14 protein-coding genes are annotated in these 16,964 nt (G+C 69.6%); 4 read left to right on the top strand and 10 right to left on the bottom strand.

Translation table 11 applies throughout. The features are described from left to right. Positions 1-11: 11 nt before the first annotated feature. The 5 genes from FHS00_RS00420 to FHS00_RS00400 all read right to left on the bottom strand — a co-directional run bounded on the left by FHS00_RS00420 (position 12) and on the right by FHS00_RS00400 (position 6,935). A complete protein-coding gene (locus FHS00_RS00420) occupies positions 12-2,885 on the bottom strand; it encodes a bifunctional diguanylate cyclase/phosphodiesterase (RefSeq protein WP_183468801.1) in 2,874 nt (957 codons plus the stop codon). Between the two features lie 2 nt (positions 2,886-2,887). After that, complete coding sequence (locus FHS00_RS00415) at positions 2,888-3,742, bottom strand: cache domain-containing protein (RefSeq protein ID WP_183468799.1); 855 nt, start codon at positions 3,740-3,742, stop codon at positions 2,888-2,890. Positions 3,743-4,146: 404 nt separating this feature from the next. Beyond that, complete coding sequence (gene chrA, locus FHS00_RS00410; protein ID WP_183468797.1) at positions 4,147-5,517, bottom strand: chromate efflux transporter; 1,371 nt, start codon at positions 5,515-5,517, stop codon at positions 4,147-4,149. Next, on the bottom strand, positions 5,514-6,344 hold the full coding sequence (locus FHS00_RS00405) for a chromate resistance protein ChrB domain-containing protein (RefSeq protein ID WP_183468795.1): 831 nt from the start codon (positions 6,342-6,344) through the stop codon (positions 5,514-5,516). The genes chrA and FHS00_RS00405 overlap by 4 nt, the downstream gene beginning before the upstream one ends. Positions 6,345-6,512: 168 nt before the next feature. Further along, positions 6,513-6,935, bottom strand: a complete 423-nt coding sequence (locus FHS00_RS00400; RefSeq protein WP_183468793.1) for a MarR family winged helix-turn-helix transcriptional regulator — start codon at positions 6,933-6,935, stop codon at positions 6,513-6,515. A gap of 126 nt (positions 6,936-7,061) precedes the next feature. Here FHS00_RS00400 and FHS00_RS00395 point away from each other — a divergent pair, with 126 nt between their 5' ends. Further along, positions 7,062-7,493 carry an organic hydroperoxide resistance protein gene (locus FHS00_RS00395; protein WP_183468791.1) on the top strand — a complete coding sequence of 144 codons (432 nt, stop codon included), beginning with the start codon at positions 7,062-7,064 and terminating at the stop codon, positions 7,491-7,493. 419 nt (positions 7,494-7,912) lie between these two features. Here FHS00_RS00395 and FHS00_RS00390 read toward each other — a convergent pair whose 3' ends face one another. Beyond that, positions 7,913-9,373: an aldehyde dehydrogenase family protein gene (locus tag FHS00_RS00390; RefSeq protein ID WP_183468789.1), complete on the bottom strand. Its 1,461-nt coding sequence runs from the start codon at positions 9,371-9,373 to the stop codon at positions 7,913-7,915. Positions 9,374-9,466: 93 nt separating this feature from the next. Continuing rightward, a complete protein-coding gene (locus FHS00_RS00385; RefSeq protein WP_183468787.1) occupies positions 9,467-10,264 on the bottom strand; it encodes an SDR family NAD(P)-dependent oxidoreductase in 798 nt (265 codons plus the stop codon). A 439-nt stretch (positions 10,265-10,703) separates the two neighbouring features. Here FHS00_RS00385 and FHS00_RS00380 point away from each other — a divergent pair, with 439 nt between their 5' ends. From FHS00_RS00380 to citF, 3 genes are all read left to right on the top strand, one after another. Continuing rightward, complete coding sequence (locus FHS00_RS00380; RefSeq protein WP_183468785.1) at positions 10,704-11,651, top strand: glutathione S-transferase family protein; 948 nt, start codon at positions 10,704-10,706, stop codon at positions 11,649-11,651. Between the two features lie 27 nt (positions 11,652-11,678). Further along, positions 11,679-12,107 carry an ester cyclase gene (locus FHS00_RS00375; RefSeq protein WP_183468783.1) on the top strand — a complete coding sequence of 143 codons (429 nt, stop codon included), beginning with the start codon at positions 11,679-11,681 and terminating at the stop codon, positions 12,105-12,107. Between the two features lie 101 nt (positions 12,108-12,208). After that, a complete protein-coding gene (gene citF / locus FHS00_RS00370; RefSeq protein ID WP_183468781.1) occupies positions 12,209-13,708 on the top strand; it encodes a citrate lyase subunit alpha in 1,500 nt (499 codons plus the stop codon). 166 nt (positions 13,709-13,874) lie between these two features. Here the strand turns inward: citF and FHS00_RS00365 are convergent, their stop codons facing one another. From FHS00_RS00365 to FHS00_RS00355, 3 genes are all read right to left on the bottom strand, one after another. Further along, complete coding sequence (locus FHS00_RS00365; RefSeq protein ID WP_183468780.1) at positions 13,875-15,017, bottom strand: CaiB/BaiF CoA transferase family protein; 1,143 nt, start codon at positions 15,015-15,017, stop codon at positions 13,875-13,877. A gap of 88 nt (positions 15,018-15,105) precedes the next feature. Further along, the gene (locus FHS00_RS00360) at positions 15,106-16,074 is read right to left on the bottom strand and encodes a branched-chain amino acid ABC transporter permease (protein ID WP_183468778.1); all 969 of its coding nucleotides are present in this window, start codon (positions 16,072-16,074) and stop codon (positions 15,106-15,108) included. 1 nt (position 16,075) lies between these two features. Further along, on the bottom strand, positions 16,076-16,963 hold the full coding sequence (locus tag FHS00_RS00355; protein WP_183468776.1) for a branched-chain amino acid ABC transporter permease: 888 nt from the start codon (positions 16,961-16,963) through the stop codon (positions 16,076-16,078). Position 16,964: the final 1 nt, after the last annotated feature.

Below are 16,964 nucleotides of genomic sequence, written 5' to 3'. Positions count from 1 at the left end.
GCGCCGCCGCCTCAGGCGCTCAACGCCGTCGGAACCTTCGAGCCGGGCTGCGGCACCGCGCCGATGCCGTCGAGCAGCGCCTGCACCGCTTCGAGCCGGACCGCCGGGCTGTAATAGAAGCCCTGCACCTCGTCGCAGCCCTCGGAGCGCAGCCGGCTGAGCTGTTCGATGGTCTCGACCCCCTCGGCGGTGGTGGTCATGCCGAGGCTCGCCCCCAGACCGGTGATCGCCCGCACGATCGACAGCGCGTCGCCGCCCTTCTCGACATCGCGGATGAAGGAGCGGTCGATCTTGATCTTGTCGAAGGGGAAGGAGCGCAGATAGCCCAGCGAGCTGTAGCCGGTGCCGAAATCATCCATCGAGACGCGCACGCCCATGGCCCGCAGCTGCTTGAGGATCGTCAGCACCAGATCGGTCTGCCGCAGCAGGATCGATTCGGTGATCTCCAGCTCAAGCCGGTGCGGCGCGAGACCGGTGCGCTCCAGCGCCCGCGCGACCTGGTCGACGAGGCTGTGGGCGCGGAACTGGGCCGGCGAGAGGTTGACCGCGATGCGGACATGCTCGGGCCAGCCGGAGGCGGCCTCGCAGGCGCGCTCCAGCACCCAGTGGCCGATCTCGCCGATCAGGCCGATCTCCTCGGCCAGCGGGATGAACTCGGCCGGGGAGACCGCGCCGCGCTCGGGATGGGTCCAGCGCAGCAGCGCCTCGAAGCAGCTGACCCGGCTGGTGCCGATATTGACGATCGGCTGGTAGAACACCTCCAGCTCGTCATTCTTGAGCGCAAGCCGCAGGTCGCGCTCGAGCAGGCGTCGCCGCTGCATCGAGCTGTCCATCTCCTGCTCGAAGAAGCGGAAGCCGTTGCGGCCGTCGGCCTTGGCCCGGTAGAGCGCCATGTCGGCCGCCTTGACCAGCGTCTCGGCGTCGCCGCCATCGCCGGGATAGAGCGCGATGCCGATGCTGGTGCCGACCACGACCAGGTGATCGTCGATCTCGAAGGGCCGGGAGATCTCCTCGATGATCCGCTCGGCGAGCTTGCGCGCCTCCTCGCCCGAGGAGATGTCGCTCTCGACGATGGCGAACTCGTCGCCGCCGAAACGGGCCACGACGCCGGTGGGGCGCAGGCAGCCCTGCAGCCGCGCGCCCACCTGGCGCAGCAGCTCGTCGCCGATCGGGTGGCCGTGCAGGTCGTTGACCGACTTGAAATGATCGAGATCGAGATAGAACACCGCGTGCTCGCGGCCACGCGCCGAGCTGGCGATGGTCTCTTCGATCCGGCGCGAGAACAGCAGGCGGTTGGGCAGGTCGGTGAGCGCGTCGTGATGCGCCATGTGCTCGATCCGGGCCTCGTCATGCTTGCGCTGGGTCACGTCCTCGAAGGTGGCGACCCAGCCGCCCGTGGGCATCGGCACGCAGGAGATCGACACCGAGCGGCCGTCGCCGGTGGTGGCGAGATGGCTGCGCGTCACCCGGTTGCCGTCGCGCCGCGCCAGAACCGAGACGAAATCGAGGTCCTCGCCATCGGGGTCGTGGCCGGCGCCGCGGATCACGTCGAGCAGCTCGCCGATCGCCATGCCGGGCTGGAGCGCCTCGACGGACAGGCCGTAGATCTCTTCGAAGCGGTGGTTGTGCACCACCAGCTTGCCGTCTGGGCCGAACATGCACAGGCCGAGCGACATGTTGTTGAGCGCGGCGTCGAGCTGGATGGCGCGCTGGGCGATCTCGGCCTCGGACTGCTCGATCAGCCGCTGGCGGGCCTCCGCGAGCTGCGAGATCAGCCGCCGGAAGCTGCGCGCCAGCACGCCGATCTCGTCCTTGCGGGTGAGGATGGCGGGTGCGATCAGCCCGTCGACCTCGGGCACGCGGTCGTCGTCGCGGCTGTGCTGCGACAGCCGGTTCATCGCCGCGCTCATGGCGGTGATCGGGTTGGTCAGGCTGCGGGCGCCGAACCGGCCGAGGACCAGCATGACCAGCGCGATCAGGGCGGTGGTCAGGGCGAGGTTGCGCTTGAGCTGATCGATGCTGCCGAACACCGCCTGCTCGGTGACGCCGGCGACCATCTGCAGGTCGAGGTGATCGAAGGCGCTGCCGCGGGGCATGTCCGCCGCGGTCACGAGATCACCGCCACGGGCCACCGGCTGGGCCGCCCCTGCCTTGACCGCGGCGTCCATCAGGCGGCCGACGATGGCGTCGGCGGCCGGGTCCGGCGTGCGGTAGATCAGCCGGCCCTCGCCGTCGCACAAGAGCAGCGCCCGCTCGGCGCCCTGCGCCTCGTCGACGATCTGGATCCGGGCGAGCTGCGCCTGCAGCTGGGACATGTCGATCACGCCGGACAGCACGCCGATCACGGTCAGCGGGTCGTACTCGGCCCGGATCGGCACGCTGAACAGGAAGGAGTCGTCGGCAAGCTCGGGATGGGCGTCGAACTGGCCCACCATCGGTAGGCCCTCGAGGCTGCGCCCCAGCTGGTCGAAGGTGAAGCTGTCGCCGGGCGCAGTGTCGGCGCCCTCGGCCGCGATCACCGTGCCGGTGTCGTCGGTCACCACGAAGGCCCCGAACTCGCGGTAGCGGGTCCGCACCATCCGCAGCGAACGCGCGATCTCGCCGATGCCGTCGGCGATCAGCACGTCCTGCATCGCGGCCGTCTCGGAAAGGGTGGTCAGGTCGTACATCGCGCGGTCGAGCAACCGCTCGAAATCATGCATGTCGGCCTGCAGCGCGCGGGTGACCTTGTCGGCCATCTCGGTCTGCAGGGCGCGCTCGCCGAACTGGGTGGCGACCACCGTGCCGATGCCGAGCGATGCCACCGCGCAGGCGAACAGCGTCGCCGAGACCTTGAGACGCAGCCCCGCCCGCGCCCAACCGAGATCGGGGATGCGCCTCGCCATGATCAGCTGTCCTGCCAGCCGATGAGCGTCCAGGGACCGATGACGCGGAAGGCGGCGTCGCGCGCCACGTCACCGGCCTCGATGCGGCCCTGACCGCTGGTCGCGTCCTGGCCGATCGCCGCGCGGAACCCCGCGAGGTCGAGACCGGCAAACTCGAACCGCTCGAAATAGTCGTCGCGCGCCTCGAGATCGCCGACCCGCGCGGTCGGGATCTCCTGACGGCTGTCATAGATCACGTGGCCGGTATCGGCGACGATCATCAACTCGCCCGGGCCGTTCGCGGCCAGCCGCTGCAGCACGTCGCCATAGGCGGTGAAGGCGTGCTCGTAATGCAGGATCGAACGCTTGTCGTCGCCGACCATCACCGGGGTGACATAGGCCACCACCCATTTGTCGGCATCCGGCGACAGGTAGATCGGCGAGGTATAGACCTGCCGATGCGCGGTGGCGAAGCCGGGCGCGAAGAACGAGGCGTCCGCCTCGTCGGTGGCGAGGTCATGCGCGATCTGGTCGCCGACGATGCGCGAGATTTCGGCGCCGTTGGGGTCGATCAGGCACATCTCCTCGACGTGGAACCGGTCCTGCGTGGCGAGCGACACCTGGTCGATGCGCGCCTTGTGGAGATGGCGGTCGCCATTCTCGTGGGTTTCGAAATAGGCGGTGAAGGCCTCGTCCTGGGCGACCGTCACCAGCGCCCGCTGCGCGTTGGCGTGCAGCCGCCCGATCGCGGCGGCACCGCGTTCGGCCAGCGCGTCCATCGCCGCCGGATCGGCCTTGGCACCGCCCGCCATGGCCAAAGCCAGCGCAAGCGAGACGCCGGCATTTTTCATGCCGCCCGTGAATTTCAGGTTGCGCATATCTCGTTCCCTCGTATCCCGTCATGTCGCCCCACCGCCGCGGCGGATCGAGCCGTTCCCCTGTTAACTTTTCCTCATGAAGTCGGGCATTTCTGTGGCGTGGCCGGCGCGGTACCGTTTCGCACGCTGATCCAATGACATTTCTGCCACGGGAAAGGCGCCGACCGGCGGACAGCCCGTCCAGGCGCGCTGCGGCAGGTCGGTGACACCCGGCGTCAATTCGCACGGGGCGCAGCCGACCCAGAAACGAGAGGCGCAGTCAGGATCGCGTGCGCCCGCCGGATGCGGCGGCGCGGGTGCTCCTCTTCGGCCCCGAGGCCGACACCGACCCAGCGCTCTATCGCCAGATCGTCGGCCGAAGCGCCGGGCAAGTGAAGGCGGGGTGCCGGCGCCCTGCCCGGCGCCTAGGCCCAGCCCACGGCCCCGATCACCATGCCCGCCGCCGCGCATGCGGCCAGCACCGTGACCGGGCCGAGGCGGAGGCGAAACACGGCGATGGCGGCCAGCACCACCAGGGCCAGCGCCGCGAGGTCGACCGAAGCGGGCACCGGCAGTTCCATGTCGACGCCCATGCCCGTGACGGGTCTGACATCCTCGAAGATCACGTGCATCCCGAACCAGATCGCGAGGTTCAGGATCACCCCCACCACGGCGGCGGTGATCGCGGTCAGGGCGGCGCCCAGCACCTTGTTGCCACGCATGCGCTCGATGAAGGGGGCGCCGAGGAAGATCCACAGGTAGCAGGGCATGAAGGTCACCCATGTGGTCAGCAGCCCGCCCAGCGTGCCCGCCAGCAGCGGCGGCAGGCCCCCGGCGTCGCGATAGGCGCCCATGAAGCCCACGAACTGCGTCACCATGATCAGCGGCCCCGGCGTGGTCTCGGCCATGCCCAGCCCGTCGAGCATCTCGCCGGGCGCGAGCCAGCCGAAATTCTGCACCGCCTCCTGCGCGACATAGGCCAGCACCGCATAGGCGCCGCCGAAGGTCACCACCGCCATGACGCTGAAGAACCCGGCGATCTGCGCGAAGACATCGGCCGGGCCGGACAGGAGAAAGAGGAGTGCGACCGGCGTCAACCAGAGCAGGAGCAGAACCGAGGAGACGCGCAGCGCCCAGGCGCGGTTGACGCGGGTATGCTCCGGCGTCTCCTCGCCCAGCAGCGTCTCGGCGTCGTCGACCTGCACGGCGCCCACCTTGCCGTGCCCGCCGCCATCCTGGAAGGCCGGCAGCCCCGCACGCGCGCCGAGAAAGCCGATCAGCCCGGCGGTGAGCACGATCAGCGGAAACGGCACGGCGAAGACGAAGATCGCCACGAAGGAGGCCACGGCGACCGCCAGCATCGCACCGTTCTTCAACGCGCGGGACCCGATCCGGACCACCGCCTGCACGACGATGGCCAGAACCGCCGCCTTGAGCCCGAAGAACAGCGCCTCGACCGGCCCGACATTGCCGTAGAGCGCGTAGATCCAGCTCAGCGTCATGATCGCCGCGACGCCGGGCAGCACGAAGAGCAGCCCCGCGATCAGCCCGCCGATGGTGCGGTGCATCAGCCAGCCGATATAGACGGCGAGCTGCATCGCCTCGGGCCCCGGCAGCAGCATGCAGTAGTTGAGCGCGTGCAGGAAGCGTCGCTCGCCCAGCCATTTCTGCTCCTCGACTAGGATGCGGTGCATCAGCGCGATCTGACCGGCCGGTCCGCCGAAACTCAGCAGGCCGATCCGGGCCCAGATGCGCGTCGCCTCGGCGAGGCTGGGGTAAGGGCGATCCTGTCTCATTGCGGGCCGTGCGGTCCGGGCTTGTTGGTGGGCCAGTTATGGGTCTCGTCGGTGGCGTCCCGGGCCCAGCGGTAGAAGGCGTCGTAGAGCAGCATCCCGGCGTCGAGCTGCTCGAGATCGTCGGCATGCATGCGCGACAGGCCGAGCGAGGCGGCCAGCAGGCCCGCCGCCTCGGGCGCGAGGTCGAGCCGCGCGGTGTCGGCGCCGCGCACGATCACGGCGAGCCGCTTGAGCGCGGGCAGCGACAGGCCGAACTCCGACAGCATGACGTCAAAGGTGCAGTGCGCGTCCCGATGGCTCCAGAACACGTTCTCCACGTCGAAGGGCGCCGCGCCGTATCGCTCGGCCACGCCCTCGACCTCGGCCGGGGCGACGAACAGGAACACCGCGCGGGGGTCGACGAAGCGGCGGATCAGCCAGGGACAGGCGACGCGGTCGATCTTGGGCCGGGCGCGCGTGACCCAGACGGTCCGGCCCTGCCCGTCGCGCGGCGGCAGATGCCTCGTGTCGACCAGCGGCAGGCCGGCCTCGCGCCACGCCTCGAACCCGCCTTCGAGATATTCCGACGGACAGCCTTCGGCGCGCAGCCACGCGGCCGCCCCCTGGCTGCGCTTGTGGCCGGCCTGACAGATGGCGATCGAGGGCCTGCCGGACAGCTCGGCGGCAAGCGCTGTCGGGGCGCGGTCGCCGACCGCAAGGGCGCCGGGAAGCAGGCGCGGATCGGCGGCACGGTCCTCGTCGGAGCGGACATCCAGCAACAGCGGCGTCTTCGGCGTGCCGATCAGGCGGGCGAGCTTTTCCGGTGATATCGCGTTTGGCGCAGGCATCTGCGTTCCTCCGTTACACGGGTGGCATGGAACGCGATCTTCGGCTGGCGCCTCGTGGGGCGGTCGCGGGCCCCATGTCGTCATGGTGCGCGCCGGATCGTGGAGCTGTCAAGATGACAGCGATGCCGCGAGCGACCCGCATGCGATGGCCGAACCGGCCCCGCGCCGTCACGCCTGCGCGGCCAGCCGATCCTTGAGGGCGGCGACACGGGTGGCGAGATCGCGCAGCTCGTCCTGGTCCAGCCCGGTCGCCGCGACGATGCAACCCGGCACATGGGCGGCGCGTGCCTCCATCTCCCTGCCCGCCTCTGTCAGCGAGACGATCACCTGCCGCTCGTCGCGGGCGCTGCGCGTCCGGCGCAGCAGCCCCGCCGCCTCCATTCGCTTGAGCAGCGGCGTCAGCGTGTTGGTCTCGAGCATCAGCCGCCGGCCGATCGCGCCCACCGGCTGGTCGTCCTCGGCCCAGAGCGACAGCAGCACCACGTATTGCGGATAGGTCAGGTCCAGCGCGTCGAGCAGCGGCTGGTAGACCCGGGTCATCGCCCGCGAGGCGGCATAGAGGCTGAGGCAGAGCAGTGCGTTGTCGGACATGGCGGGCCTCCTTTGAGCCATAAATATATCGCGCACGATCTTGTCGCAATCTCTTGCAGGGCAGCGCGGCGCCGGCTAGATACATCGCACACGATACAATCGCACCCGACTCATCAGGAGCATGTCATGTCGATCGAAGCGAAATACAGCGTTGCCGCCCTCGCCAGCGGCGGTGGCCGCGAGGGGCTGGTGAAGACCGAGGACGGGATGCTGGAATTCCGGCTCGCCCCGCCCAAGGCACTTGGCGGCTCCGGCGACGGCAACAACCCCGAGCAGCTCTTCGCCGCCGGCTATGCCGCCTGCTATCTCGGTGCGATCCGCTTCGCGACCGCGCAGGACAAGAGCCTCGCCCGCGTGCCTGCCGACGCCACCGTCCGCGCCACGGTCGGCATCGGCCCGCGCGCCGACAAGGGCTTCGGCCTCGTGGTGACGCTCGAGGTGAGCCTGCCCGGCGTCGAGCGCGCCGAGGCCGAGAAGGTCGCCGAGGCGGGCCACGGCATCTGCCCCTACTCGCACGCCACCCACGGCAACATCGAGGTCACGACCCTCGTGCTCTGACGCCGACGATCCGGAGACACCGACGGCCGCCCGAGGGCGGCCGTTCGCTTGAGGATGAATGGCCCCACATTTCCCGGAGGCCGTGGTGCCTCAGCTTCTGCTGCCGCCCGAAGCAGGCGGGCGACAGCATGCGGTTCGGCGCGCGCTTTCGCTTGGGGTTTTAGAGCATCTCGACGCAGCCGAACACGTTCCGTCAGGCTTCTTTGCGCGTCAGGTAGATGCGCTGCCTGATCCGCGAAACGGCTGGTTTCGAGGAAAGACCGCCTTCTTTGCAGGGCTCGAGATAGCCGTGACGGACTCGGATCGCCCCGTGGCCCCGAGCTGGCTCCCCCCCATCCGGTCAAGTCGGGAGGGGCCGGATTGCCCGGCACCTTGATCGGGCGGCGGCGTCTTGGAGCGCCGCCCGCCCGACCGCGGCGTCAGATCTTCACCGTCACCGTCTTGAGGTGCGAGTAGTGGTGGATCGCCTCGATCCCCTTCTCGCGCCCGTAGCCCGAGTTCTTGTGGCCGCCGAAGGGGGTCTGCACCGACATGGTGTTCCAGACGTTGACGAAGATCTGCCCCGCCTCGATCCGGTCGGCGACCCTGAGCGCGCGGCTGACGTCGCGGCTCCACAGCGTGCCGATCAGGCCGTAGTCGGAGTCGTTGGCGATCCGCACCGCCTCGTCCTCGTCCTCGAAGGCGATCGCCACGCCGACCGGGCCGAAGATCTCCTCGCGGGCGATGCGCATGGAGTTGGTCACGTCCGCATAGATCGTGGGCTTCACGTAGAAGCCACCCTCCTGCCCCGCGACCTCGGCGATGCCGCCCCCGGCGAGTAGCCGCGCGCCGTCCTCCTCGGCAGTGGTGAAATAGCCCTTCACCCGCTCGAACTGCGCCGGGGTGATCAGCGGGCCGAGATTTTCGCCCGGCACGATCTTGGCGATCTCGGCGGCGAGCTTGTCCATGAACCGGTCATAGATCGAGCGCTGCACCAGAAGCCGCGTGCCGGCCGAGCAGACCTGGCCCGCATTGAGGGTGAAACCCTTGACCGCCTCGGCCGCCGCGAGGTCGAGATCGGCGTCCTCGAAGACGATGTTCGCCGATTTGCCGCCCAGCTCCAGCGTCAGCGGGATGATCCGTTCGGCGGCGATCCGACCGATCGCGCGCCCAACCCCGACCGAGCCGGTGAAGGCCACCTTGCGCACCGCTTCGGCCCGCACGATCGCCTCGCCCACCGCCTCGCCGGTGCCGAGCACGATGTTGATGACGCCCGCCGGAAAGCCGACCTCGCTGGCCATGCGCGCCATCTCGATGGTGGTGCGGGAAGTGATCTCGGAGGGCTTGGCGACGATGGTGTTGCCGGCCACCAGCGCCGGGGCGATCGCCCGCGCGGCCTGGTTGAGCGGCAGGTTCCACGGGGTGATCACGCCGATCACGCCATAGGGCTCGCGCCGGGTGAAGACGTGTTGGTCGGGCGCCACGTCGAGCACGTCGCCCACGGGCAGGTAGACCAGCGAGCCGTAGAATTCGAAATACTGGGCCGAGCCCTCGATCTCGCCCAGCGCGCCGGCCATCGGCTTGCCGGTATCGGCGCGCTCCATCTCGGCGAGGCGCTCCTTTTCGGCGCGCATCTTCTGCGCCAGCGCCAGCATCAGCCGCCCGCGCTCGGCCGCGGGGAAGCGGCGCCAGCCGTCGCGCGCAGCTTCGGCGGCGGCGACCGCGCGGGCCACGTCGCCCGCGTCGCCCGCCGCGACCCGCAGATGGGCCGCGCCGGTCATCGGGCTCACCGTCTCGATGTAGTCGCCCGTGGCGGGCTGCGCCGACGCGCCCCCGATCCAGTGGTCGAGCCGCTCGAGCTCGGTGGCGCTCGCATTCGCGCGGGTGGCCTGGTCGGACATGGTTGCCTCCTGACGTCGGGATGGCGCGCTGGGGCGCCCGGTAACTGCGGATCGCCCCCCGGGCGTGCCGGGGGGCGGGTTCGGATCGTCGGCCTACTTGACCTTCAGCGTGATGCCGCCATCCACCACCAGCTCGATCCCGGTGATGAACTTGGCCTCGTCGGAGGCGAGGAAGACCGAGGCCCAGGCCACGTCCCAGGCGTCGCCCATATGGCCGAGCGGGACCAGCGCGTCGCGCTGCTTCACCATCGCCTCGGTCGAGCCGTAGACCTCGGTGACGTTGCCCTTGTGGATCAGCGGCGTGTTCATCAGGCCCGGCAGGATCGTGTTGCAGCGGATGCCCTTGGGCCCGTAGTTCAGCGCGATGTCGCGCGAGAAGGCGTTCACCGCCCCCTTCGATGCCGAATAGCTGATGCAGCTGTAGCCGAGGCTATGGGTCGAGGCGATCGAAGAGATGTTGACGATCGAACCGCCGCCCTGCCGGGTCATGATCGGCAGGATGTGGCGGCAGGTCAGGTAGATCGACTTGACGTTGATCGCCATCAGCCGGTCCCATTGCTCTTCCGAGAGCTGTTCGGGATTGCCGGGATCGATGATGCCGACATTGTTGTGCAGCACGTCGATCCGCCCGAAGGCCTCCATCGCCTGCGCCACCGCCGCCTCGACCTGATCGGCCTTGGACACGTCGCAGACGGCGGTCTCGACCGTGCCGCCTTCCTCGCGGATGATGCCGGCGGTCTCCGCGACCGCCGCCTCGTTCAGGTCGAGCGCGAACACCTTCGCGCCCTCGCGGGCGAAGGCCACCGCCGCCGCCTTGCCGTTGCCCCAGCCCGGCCCGATCGAGCCTGCGCCGGTGACAAACACCACCTTGTCCTTCAGACGTTCACCCATCGCGCGGCCTCCACTCAACGCACTCGGTCGAGCGGCAGAAAGCCCCAAATCCCCCCCGGATGCAAAGATCGGTGCCATCTGGCGGGCATAGCTTGCGGCTATAGCCGACGCGTCGAGCCCCGATCTCCGGCAATGGTCGCGCTCGGTACTGGACTTGGCTCCAAAAGAACGACCGACCGATGAGCCTCTTACCATCAGTCTTCGCCTAGGGTCCGGGTTACGGTCCCTAGGCGCCATCCCGTTGCAGCAACAGGCCATCGGACGCCCCAACGTCGAAGACCCGGTTCGCATGCCACCTGATCCCGCTCCCCCGACCCATTCCACTCTCCTATACCCGCCCTCACCAAACGCTCTTACCGGCCGGGCCCGAGGCCCTGCTATTGTCCCCTCTCAGGGAGCGGCCCCGGGAGGAGCGGCGGTCGCGGAGGAGACCCGAGACATGCCCGACATCATCCTGCACCATTACGACCTGTCGCCGTTTTGCGAAAAGATCCGCCTCGCTCTGGGCCTCAAGGGGCTGACATGGAGCTCGGTCAAGGTCGAGGCGGTGCCGCCCCGGCCCCTGCTGGACGCGCTGACCGGCGGCTACCGGCGCCTGCCGGTGCTGCAGATCGGCGCCGACATCTACTGCGACAGCGAGATGGTCTATCGCGCGCTCGAGCGGATCGCGCCGGAACCGACGCTCTACCCGCGCGGCGAAGGCATCGCCAAGGCGCTGTCGCTGTGGTGGGACCGCGCCACCTGGAAGCCCGCGATCGGCGTGCTGGTCCATCACATCGGCGAGCATCTGCCCGAGGCCTTCCTCGTGGACCGGAAGACGAACTATCTCGGCTACGACATCTCGAAACCCGCCATGGCGCCGATGCTGCCCGCCTATGTCCAGCAGCTGACCGCCTTCGCGCAGTGGCTTGATTCGATGCTCGCGGAGCATGGCGACTATTTGACCGGCTCTGCCGTCAGCGCCGCCGACCTGACCTGCCACCACACGCTCTGGCTGCTGCGGGCCAATTGCGGCGCCGACACCATCGACGCCCAGCTCGGCCTCTCAAACCGCGTCACCGCCTGGCTGGACCGGGTCGCGGCGATCGGCCATGGCACCTGCGTCGAGATCGCGCCCGAGGCGGCGATCGAGGCGGCCCGCGCCGCCGAACCTGCAGAGCCGGGCATCGGCTGCAACGACCCGTCGGGACTGGCGCAGGGCAGCCGGGTCACCGTAACGCCCGACGACAACGCCCGCGTGCCGGTGGAGGGCCTGCTCGTGGCCGCCGATGCGCAGGAGGTGGTGATCGCGCGCAAGGACCCGCTGGTGGGCCGCGTGCATGTCCACTTCCCCCGCGCCGGCTTCGAAGTGCTGCCGGCGACCGAAGCCGTCCGCAGCGTCGCCTGACACCCAATGCTCCAAGGATCGCACATCATGACCGACCGGACCGACATCGAGGCCAACCGCCAGCGCGCGAAGGACTACTTCAAGGCCTTCGCCACCAAGGATCGCGACTGGCTCGAGCAGAACGTCGCCGCGGGCTATGTCCGCCGCGACACCACCCTTCCCTTTCCGGTCGAAGGGCCGGACGGGGTTCTGCAGCTGGGCGATCTGCTGCTCGGCGCCTTCTCGGAGATCGAGCTCGACATCCAGGACACCGTGGCCGAGGGCGACAAGGTGCTGGTGCGGCTGCAGTTCCGGGGCGTCCATTCCGGCCCGTTCGGCCCGCACGAGGCCACCGGCAAGCGGTTCGACGTCGCCGTGCTCGACCTGTTCCGGATGCAGGACGGCAAGATCGCCGAGCAATGGCCCGCGATCGACAATCTCGGCCTGCAGCAACAGCTTGGCCTGCTGCCGGGCTGACAGCCGGCGGGCGCGCAGACGCCGGCCTCGACCCTATGACGGCAGGCCGGCAGACGTCCGGCCTGCCGCGCCCATATCCGGCGCCCGCCATGGAGAGAGTGATGCAAGATCTGCCCGCCGCCCTTCCCGGCTACGGCCCGCTGCGCGCCACCAGGATCCGCGCCGCCCAGACCGATCGGCGTCGCGGCAAGCTGCTCGAAAGCATCAGGGCGGCGATCGAGGCCTGCGACCTGCGCGACGGCGCGACGGTCAGCTTCCATCACCATCTGCGCGACGGCGACGGCGTGCTCAACCTCGTGATGGCGGCGCTGGCGCAGCGCGGGCTGAAGGATCTGCATGTCGCGGCGACCTCGATCTTTCCGGTGCATGCGCCGCTCCTGGAGCACATCGCCAGCGGCACGGTGAGCCGGATCTCGGCCAGCTTCATCTCCGGGCCGGTCGGCGCCGCCATCAGCCGCGGCGCCCTCGACCTGCCGGTGGTGCTCCGCACCCATGGCGGCCGGGCCCGGGCGATCGCGCATGACGAGCTGAAGATCGACGCGGCCTTCGTTGCCGCCCCCGCCGCGGACGCGCTGGGGAACCTGTCGGGGCGCTCCGGGCGGACGGCCTGCGGCACGCTGGGCTATCCGCTGACCGACGTGATGTCGGCCGAGCATGTGGTCGCCGTCACCGACACGCTCGTGCCCTTTCCCGCCGCCGCGATCGACATCCCGCAGGACCGCGTCGACCACGTCGTGCTGGTCGACAGCATCGGCGACCCCGCCGGCATCGCCTCGGGCACCACGCGCCCGGCCGAGGATCCGGGCAGCCGCGCCATCGGCGCGCAGGCAGCCGCGGTGATCGCGGCGAGCGGGCTTTTGAAGGACGGCTTCGCGTTTCAGACCGGCGCAGGGGGCATCTCGCTCGCCACCGCTGCCGAGGTCGGCCGGGCGATGGCCGCGCGCGGCGTCACCGGCAGCTTCTGCGCCGGGGGCATCACCGGCTTCCACGTGGAGATGCTGCGGGCCGGGCTGTTTCGCGGTCTGATGGACGTGCAGTGCTTCGACCTCGAGGCGGTGCGCTCCTACCAGAGCGATCCGCGGCACCAGGCGATGTCGGCCGCGGTCTATGCCGGGCCGCATGTCGGCGGCGCGGTGGTCGACCGGATCGACGCGGTCGTGCTGGGCGCGGCCGAGGTCGATCTCGGCTTCAACGTCAACGTCACGACGCGGGCGGGCGGCGAGATCATCGGCGGCTCGGGCGGGCATGCCGACACCGCCGCCGGGTCGCGGCTGGCGATCATCACCACGCGGCTGACGGCGGCGGGTTTCGCCAAGATCGTGCCGCGGGTCGGCACGCTGACCACGCCGGGCGAGACGGTGGACGTGATCGTCACCGATGGCGGGATCGCGGTGAACCCCCGCCGCGAGGAACTGGCCGGTCAGCTGCGGGCCGCCGGTCTGCCCGTGGTCGGGATCGAGGATCTGGCCGCGCGCGCCGCTGCTGCCGCCAGCCGTCCCGTTCCGCCGCGCGCCGAAGGGCGCGTCGTCGCCGTGTCGGAGTATCGGGATGGCAGCGTCACCGATGTCGTGCGGCAGGTCGGGTCCCCGGCCCACCGCTGAGTGCGGGTCGTTTCAAGGGTCCGGCGTCCGACGCTGCTACGCGCTTCCCGGCATCTGTCACATGTCCAACCATCTCGCGAGCCCCGCAGGGGAGCGCACAAGTCAGCTCCGACAGCATGGGACCGATCCGCATCGGCCCCACGCCATCCGTCATTCCATATCGGTCTCAGCTCTCGGCCGCCACGCGCGCCTCCGCGAATTCCGCGCGGATCGCGCGGCCGTGCTGATCGAGCTCGGGCACCGGCCCGTAGTGGCGCGCGGCACCGTCGCGATCGATGGCGCCCGGTGCCAGCAGCCGCAGCGTGCCCTGCGGGGTCTCGACCTCGACGAAGCGGTTCTGCGGGTGTTCGACCACGTCCTGCAGATCCGACAGCCGGCCGACCGCGATCCGGGCCTCCTCGAGCAGCGCGATGTTCGCCTCGCGGTCGCCGCGCGCCAGCCAGGAGGCGACCAGCGCATCGGTCTCGGCCCGGTTCGCGACGCGGTCGTTGTTGGTGCGGAAGCGGCCGTCCGTCGCCGCTTCGGGCGCGTCGAAAGCGGAGCAGAGCTGCGCCCATTCGCGGTCGTTCTGCACCGAGAGCAGCAGCGCCCGGCCGTCGGCGCACTCGAATGCGCCGTAGGGCGCGATGGTCGGATGCTTCAGCCCCTGACGCCCCGGCGTCTTGCCGCCGTAATGGTGCTGGATGTAGGGCACGTTCATCCAGTCGGCCATGGCGTGGTAGAGCGACACCTCGATATGCCGCCCCTTGCCCGAGATGCCGCGCCCGATCAGCGCCTCCAGGATCGCCTGATAGGCGGTCATCCCGGCGGCGATGTCGCAGACCGAGACGCCGACGCGGGCCGGACCCTCGGGCGTGCCGTTGATCGCCGCCAGCCCTGATTCCGCCTGGATCAGCAGGTCGTAGGCCTTCTGGCGGGCGCGCGGCCCCTCGCTGCCATAGCCCGAGATCGAGCAGATGATGAGGCGCGGATCGCGGGCGCGCAGCCGCTCCGGCGCAAAGCCCAGCCGCTCGATCACGCCCGGCCCCATGTTCTGGATGAACACGTCCGCCTTGGCGATCATCGCGTCGAGCAGCGCCCGGTCGGCCTCGTCCTTGAGGTCGAGCGCCACGGATTCCTTGCCCCGGTTGAGCCAGACGAAATAGGCGCTGCCGCCCTTGGCCAGGTTGTCGTAGCCGCGGGCGAAATCGCCCTCGGGGCGTTCGACCTTGATCACCCGCGCGCCGGCATCGGCGAGCTTCATCGAGGCGTAGGGCGCGGCGACGGCGTGTTCGAGGCTGACGACGTTCAGCCCGGCGAGATCGGTCATGGCAGGTCTCTCCCGTGTGCCCCGATCGGGCAGTGCAGAGGTGAGGTGGGAACCGGCGCGGCCAAGGGGCCGCACCGCGGGTTTCAGGTCAGCGGCGGGCGCGCTTGGCGAGCTCTCCGACGATGCCGGAGCGGAAGCACAGCACGCAGAGGATGAAAAGCAGGCCGAGCACCACGTTCACCGGAAAGCCGGTGGTGGCGAAGTAGTTCTGGATCGTGACGATCAGGCCGGCACCGACCGAGGGACCGGCCAGCGTGCCGACGCCGCCCAGGAGCGACATCAGGATCACCTCGCCCGACATCTGCCAGGCCACGTCGGTCAGCGTCGCGATCTGGAACACCAGCGCCTTGGTCGCGCCCGCCAGCCCGGCGATCGCCGCCGAGAAGACGAAGGCGCCGAGCTTGTAGCGGTCGGCCCGGTAGCCGAGCGAGACGGCACGGGTCTCGTTCTCGCGCAGCGCCTTGAGCACCTGGCCGTAGGGCGAGTTGATCACCCGCCAGATCGCGAACATGCCGACCAGGAACACCGCCACGACGAGGCCGTACATGTTGAGCGTCTGGCTCAGGTCGATCAGGCCGAAGGCATGGCCGCGCGGCACGTTCTGGATGCCGTCTTCGGCATTGGTGAAGGGCGCGCGCAGGAACAGGAAGTAGATCATCTGCGACAGCGCCAGCGTGGTCATGGCGAAGTAGATGCCCTGCCGGCGGATCGCGATGGCGCCCATCGCGGCCCCCATCACGGCGGCGGCGAGGGTGCCCAGCGCGATGCCTGCCACCGGGTCGATCCCCCAGACCTTCACGCTGTGCGCGGTGACATAGGCCGCGCCCCCGAAGAAGGCCGCGTGGCCGAAGCTCAAGAGGCCGACATAGCCCAGGAGCAGGTTGAAGGCCGAGGCGAAGAGCGCGAAGCACAGCAGCTTCATCACGAAGACCGGGTAGAGCAGGAAGGGCGCGGCGGCGAGCGCCACCAGCCCGGCCGCCAGCAGCAGCGCCTGCAGCGGCAGGCGGCGCGCGCCCTGCCCCAGGTCGGGACGGATGTAGAGATCGGTGCTTTGCATGTCAGGCAGCCTTTCCGAACAGGCCCGAGGGGCGAAAGAAGAGAACCACGGCCATGATGGCGAAGACGACGATGTTGGCTGCCTCGGGATAGACCACCTTGGTCAGCCCCTCGCACAGGCCGAGCAGGAAGCCCGAGGCGATGGCGCCGCCGATCGAACCCATGCCGCCGATCACCACCACCGCGAAGACGATGATGATCAGGTTCGAGCCCATGAAGGCGCTCACCTGGAACACCGGCGCCCCCATCACCCCGGCGAAACCGGCGAGCAGCGCGCCGAAGGCGTAGGTCGCGGTCAGCAGTACCGGCACGTTGACGCCGAAGGCCTCGACCAGCGGGCGGTTCTCGGTCGCGGCCCGCAGGAACGCGCCGAGCCGGGTGCGCTCGATCAGCGCCCAGGTGCCGAGGCAGGTGATCAGCGCCACGACGATCACGAAGACCCGGTAATGCGGCAGGATCATCCCGCCGATCATGCTCACGCCAGACAGCGCCTGCGGCTGCGAGAACGGCTTTCCGGCGACGCCGAACATGTACTGCGCCATGCCCTCGATCACCAGCGCGACGCCGAAGGTCAGCAGCAGCCCGTAGAGCGGGTCGAGCCCGTAGACATGGCGCAGCAGCAGCTTCTCCATCGCCACCGCGAAGACGCCGACGAGGACCGGCGCCACGACCAGCAGTGCCCAGAACGGCAGGCCGAGCCACTGGCCCAGCAGGAAGGCGATGAAGGCGCCCATCATGTAGAGCGCGCCATGCGCGAAGTTGATCACCCGCAGCAGGCCGAAGATCACCGCGAGGCCGAGGCTCAGAAGCGCGTAGAAGGCGCCGTTGAACAGCCCCAGGAGAATCTGGCCGGAGAGCACCGGCATCGGGATTCCGAACAGTTCGGTCATG

It is taken from the genome of Limimaricola variabilis (genome assembly GCF_014195545.1).
Classification (GTDB): domain Bacteria; phylum Pseudomonadota; class Alphaproteobacteria; order Rhodobacterales; family Rhodobacteraceae; genus Limimaricola; species Limimaricola variabilis.
The sequence above is the reverse complement of the archived record's forward strand: the minus strand, read 5'-3'. Positions and strand labels throughout refer to the sequence as shown.

Excerpts from the sequence above, each read along its gene's own strand:
- FHS00_RS00415 (WP_183468799.1), bottom strand. The coding sequence starts at position 3,742 with ATGCGCAACCTGAAATTCACGGGCGGCATGAAAAATGCCGGCGTCTCG.
- FHS00_RS00355 (WP_183468776.1), bottom strand. The coding sequence starts at position 16,963 with ATGACCGAACTGTTCGGAATCCCGATGCCGGTGCTCTCCGGCCAGATT.
- FHS00_RS00405 (WP_183468795.1), bottom strand. The coding sequence starts at position 6,344 with ATGCCTGCGCCAAACGCGATATCACCGGAAAAGCTCGCCCGCCTGATC.
- FHS00_RS00385 (WP_183468787.1), bottom strand. The coding sequence starts at position 10,264 with ATGGGTGAACGTCTGAAGGACAAGGTGGTGTTTGTCACCGGCGCAGGC.
- FHS00_RS00395 (WP_183468791.1), top strand. The coding sequence starts at position 7,062 with ATGTCGATCGAAGCGAAATACAGCGTTGCCGCCCTCGCCAGCGGCGGT.
- FHS00_RS00380 (WP_183468785.1), top strand. The coding sequence starts at position 10,704 with ATGCCCGACATCATCCTGCACCATTACGACCTGTCGCCGTTTTGCGAA.
- FHS00_RS00360 (WP_183468778.1), bottom strand. The coding sequence starts at position 16,074 with ATGCAAAGCACCGATCTCTACATCCGTCCCGACCTGGGGCAGGGCGCG.
- FHS00_RS00420 (WP_183468801.1), bottom strand. The coding sequence starts at position 2,885 with ATGGCGAGGCGCATCCCCGATCTCGGTTGGGCGCGGGCGGGGCTGCGT.
- FHS00_RS00390 (WP_183468789.1), bottom strand. The coding sequence starts at position 9,373 with ATGTCCGACCAGGCCACCCGCGCGAATGCGAGCGCCACCGAGCTCGAG.
- FHS00_RS00400 (WP_183468793.1), bottom strand. The coding sequence starts at position 6,935 with ATGTCCGACAACGCACTGCTCTGCCTCAGCCTCTATGCCGCCTCGCGG.
- citF (WP_183468781.1), top strand. The coding sequence starts at position 12,209 with ATGCAAGATCTGCCCGCCGCCCTTCCCGGCTACGGCCCGCTGCGCGCC.
- chrA (WP_183468797.1), bottom strand. The coding sequence starts at position 5,517 with ATGAGACAGGATCGCCCTTACCCCAGCCTCGCCGAGGCGACGCGCATC.
- FHS00_RS00365 (WP_183468780.1), bottom strand. The coding sequence starts at position 15,017 with ATGACCGATCTCGCCGGGCTGAACGTCGTCAGCCTCGAACACGCCGTC.
- FHS00_RS00375 (WP_183468783.1), top strand. The coding sequence starts at position 11,679 with ATGACCGACCGGACCGACATCGAGGCCAACCGCCAGCGCGCGAAGGAC.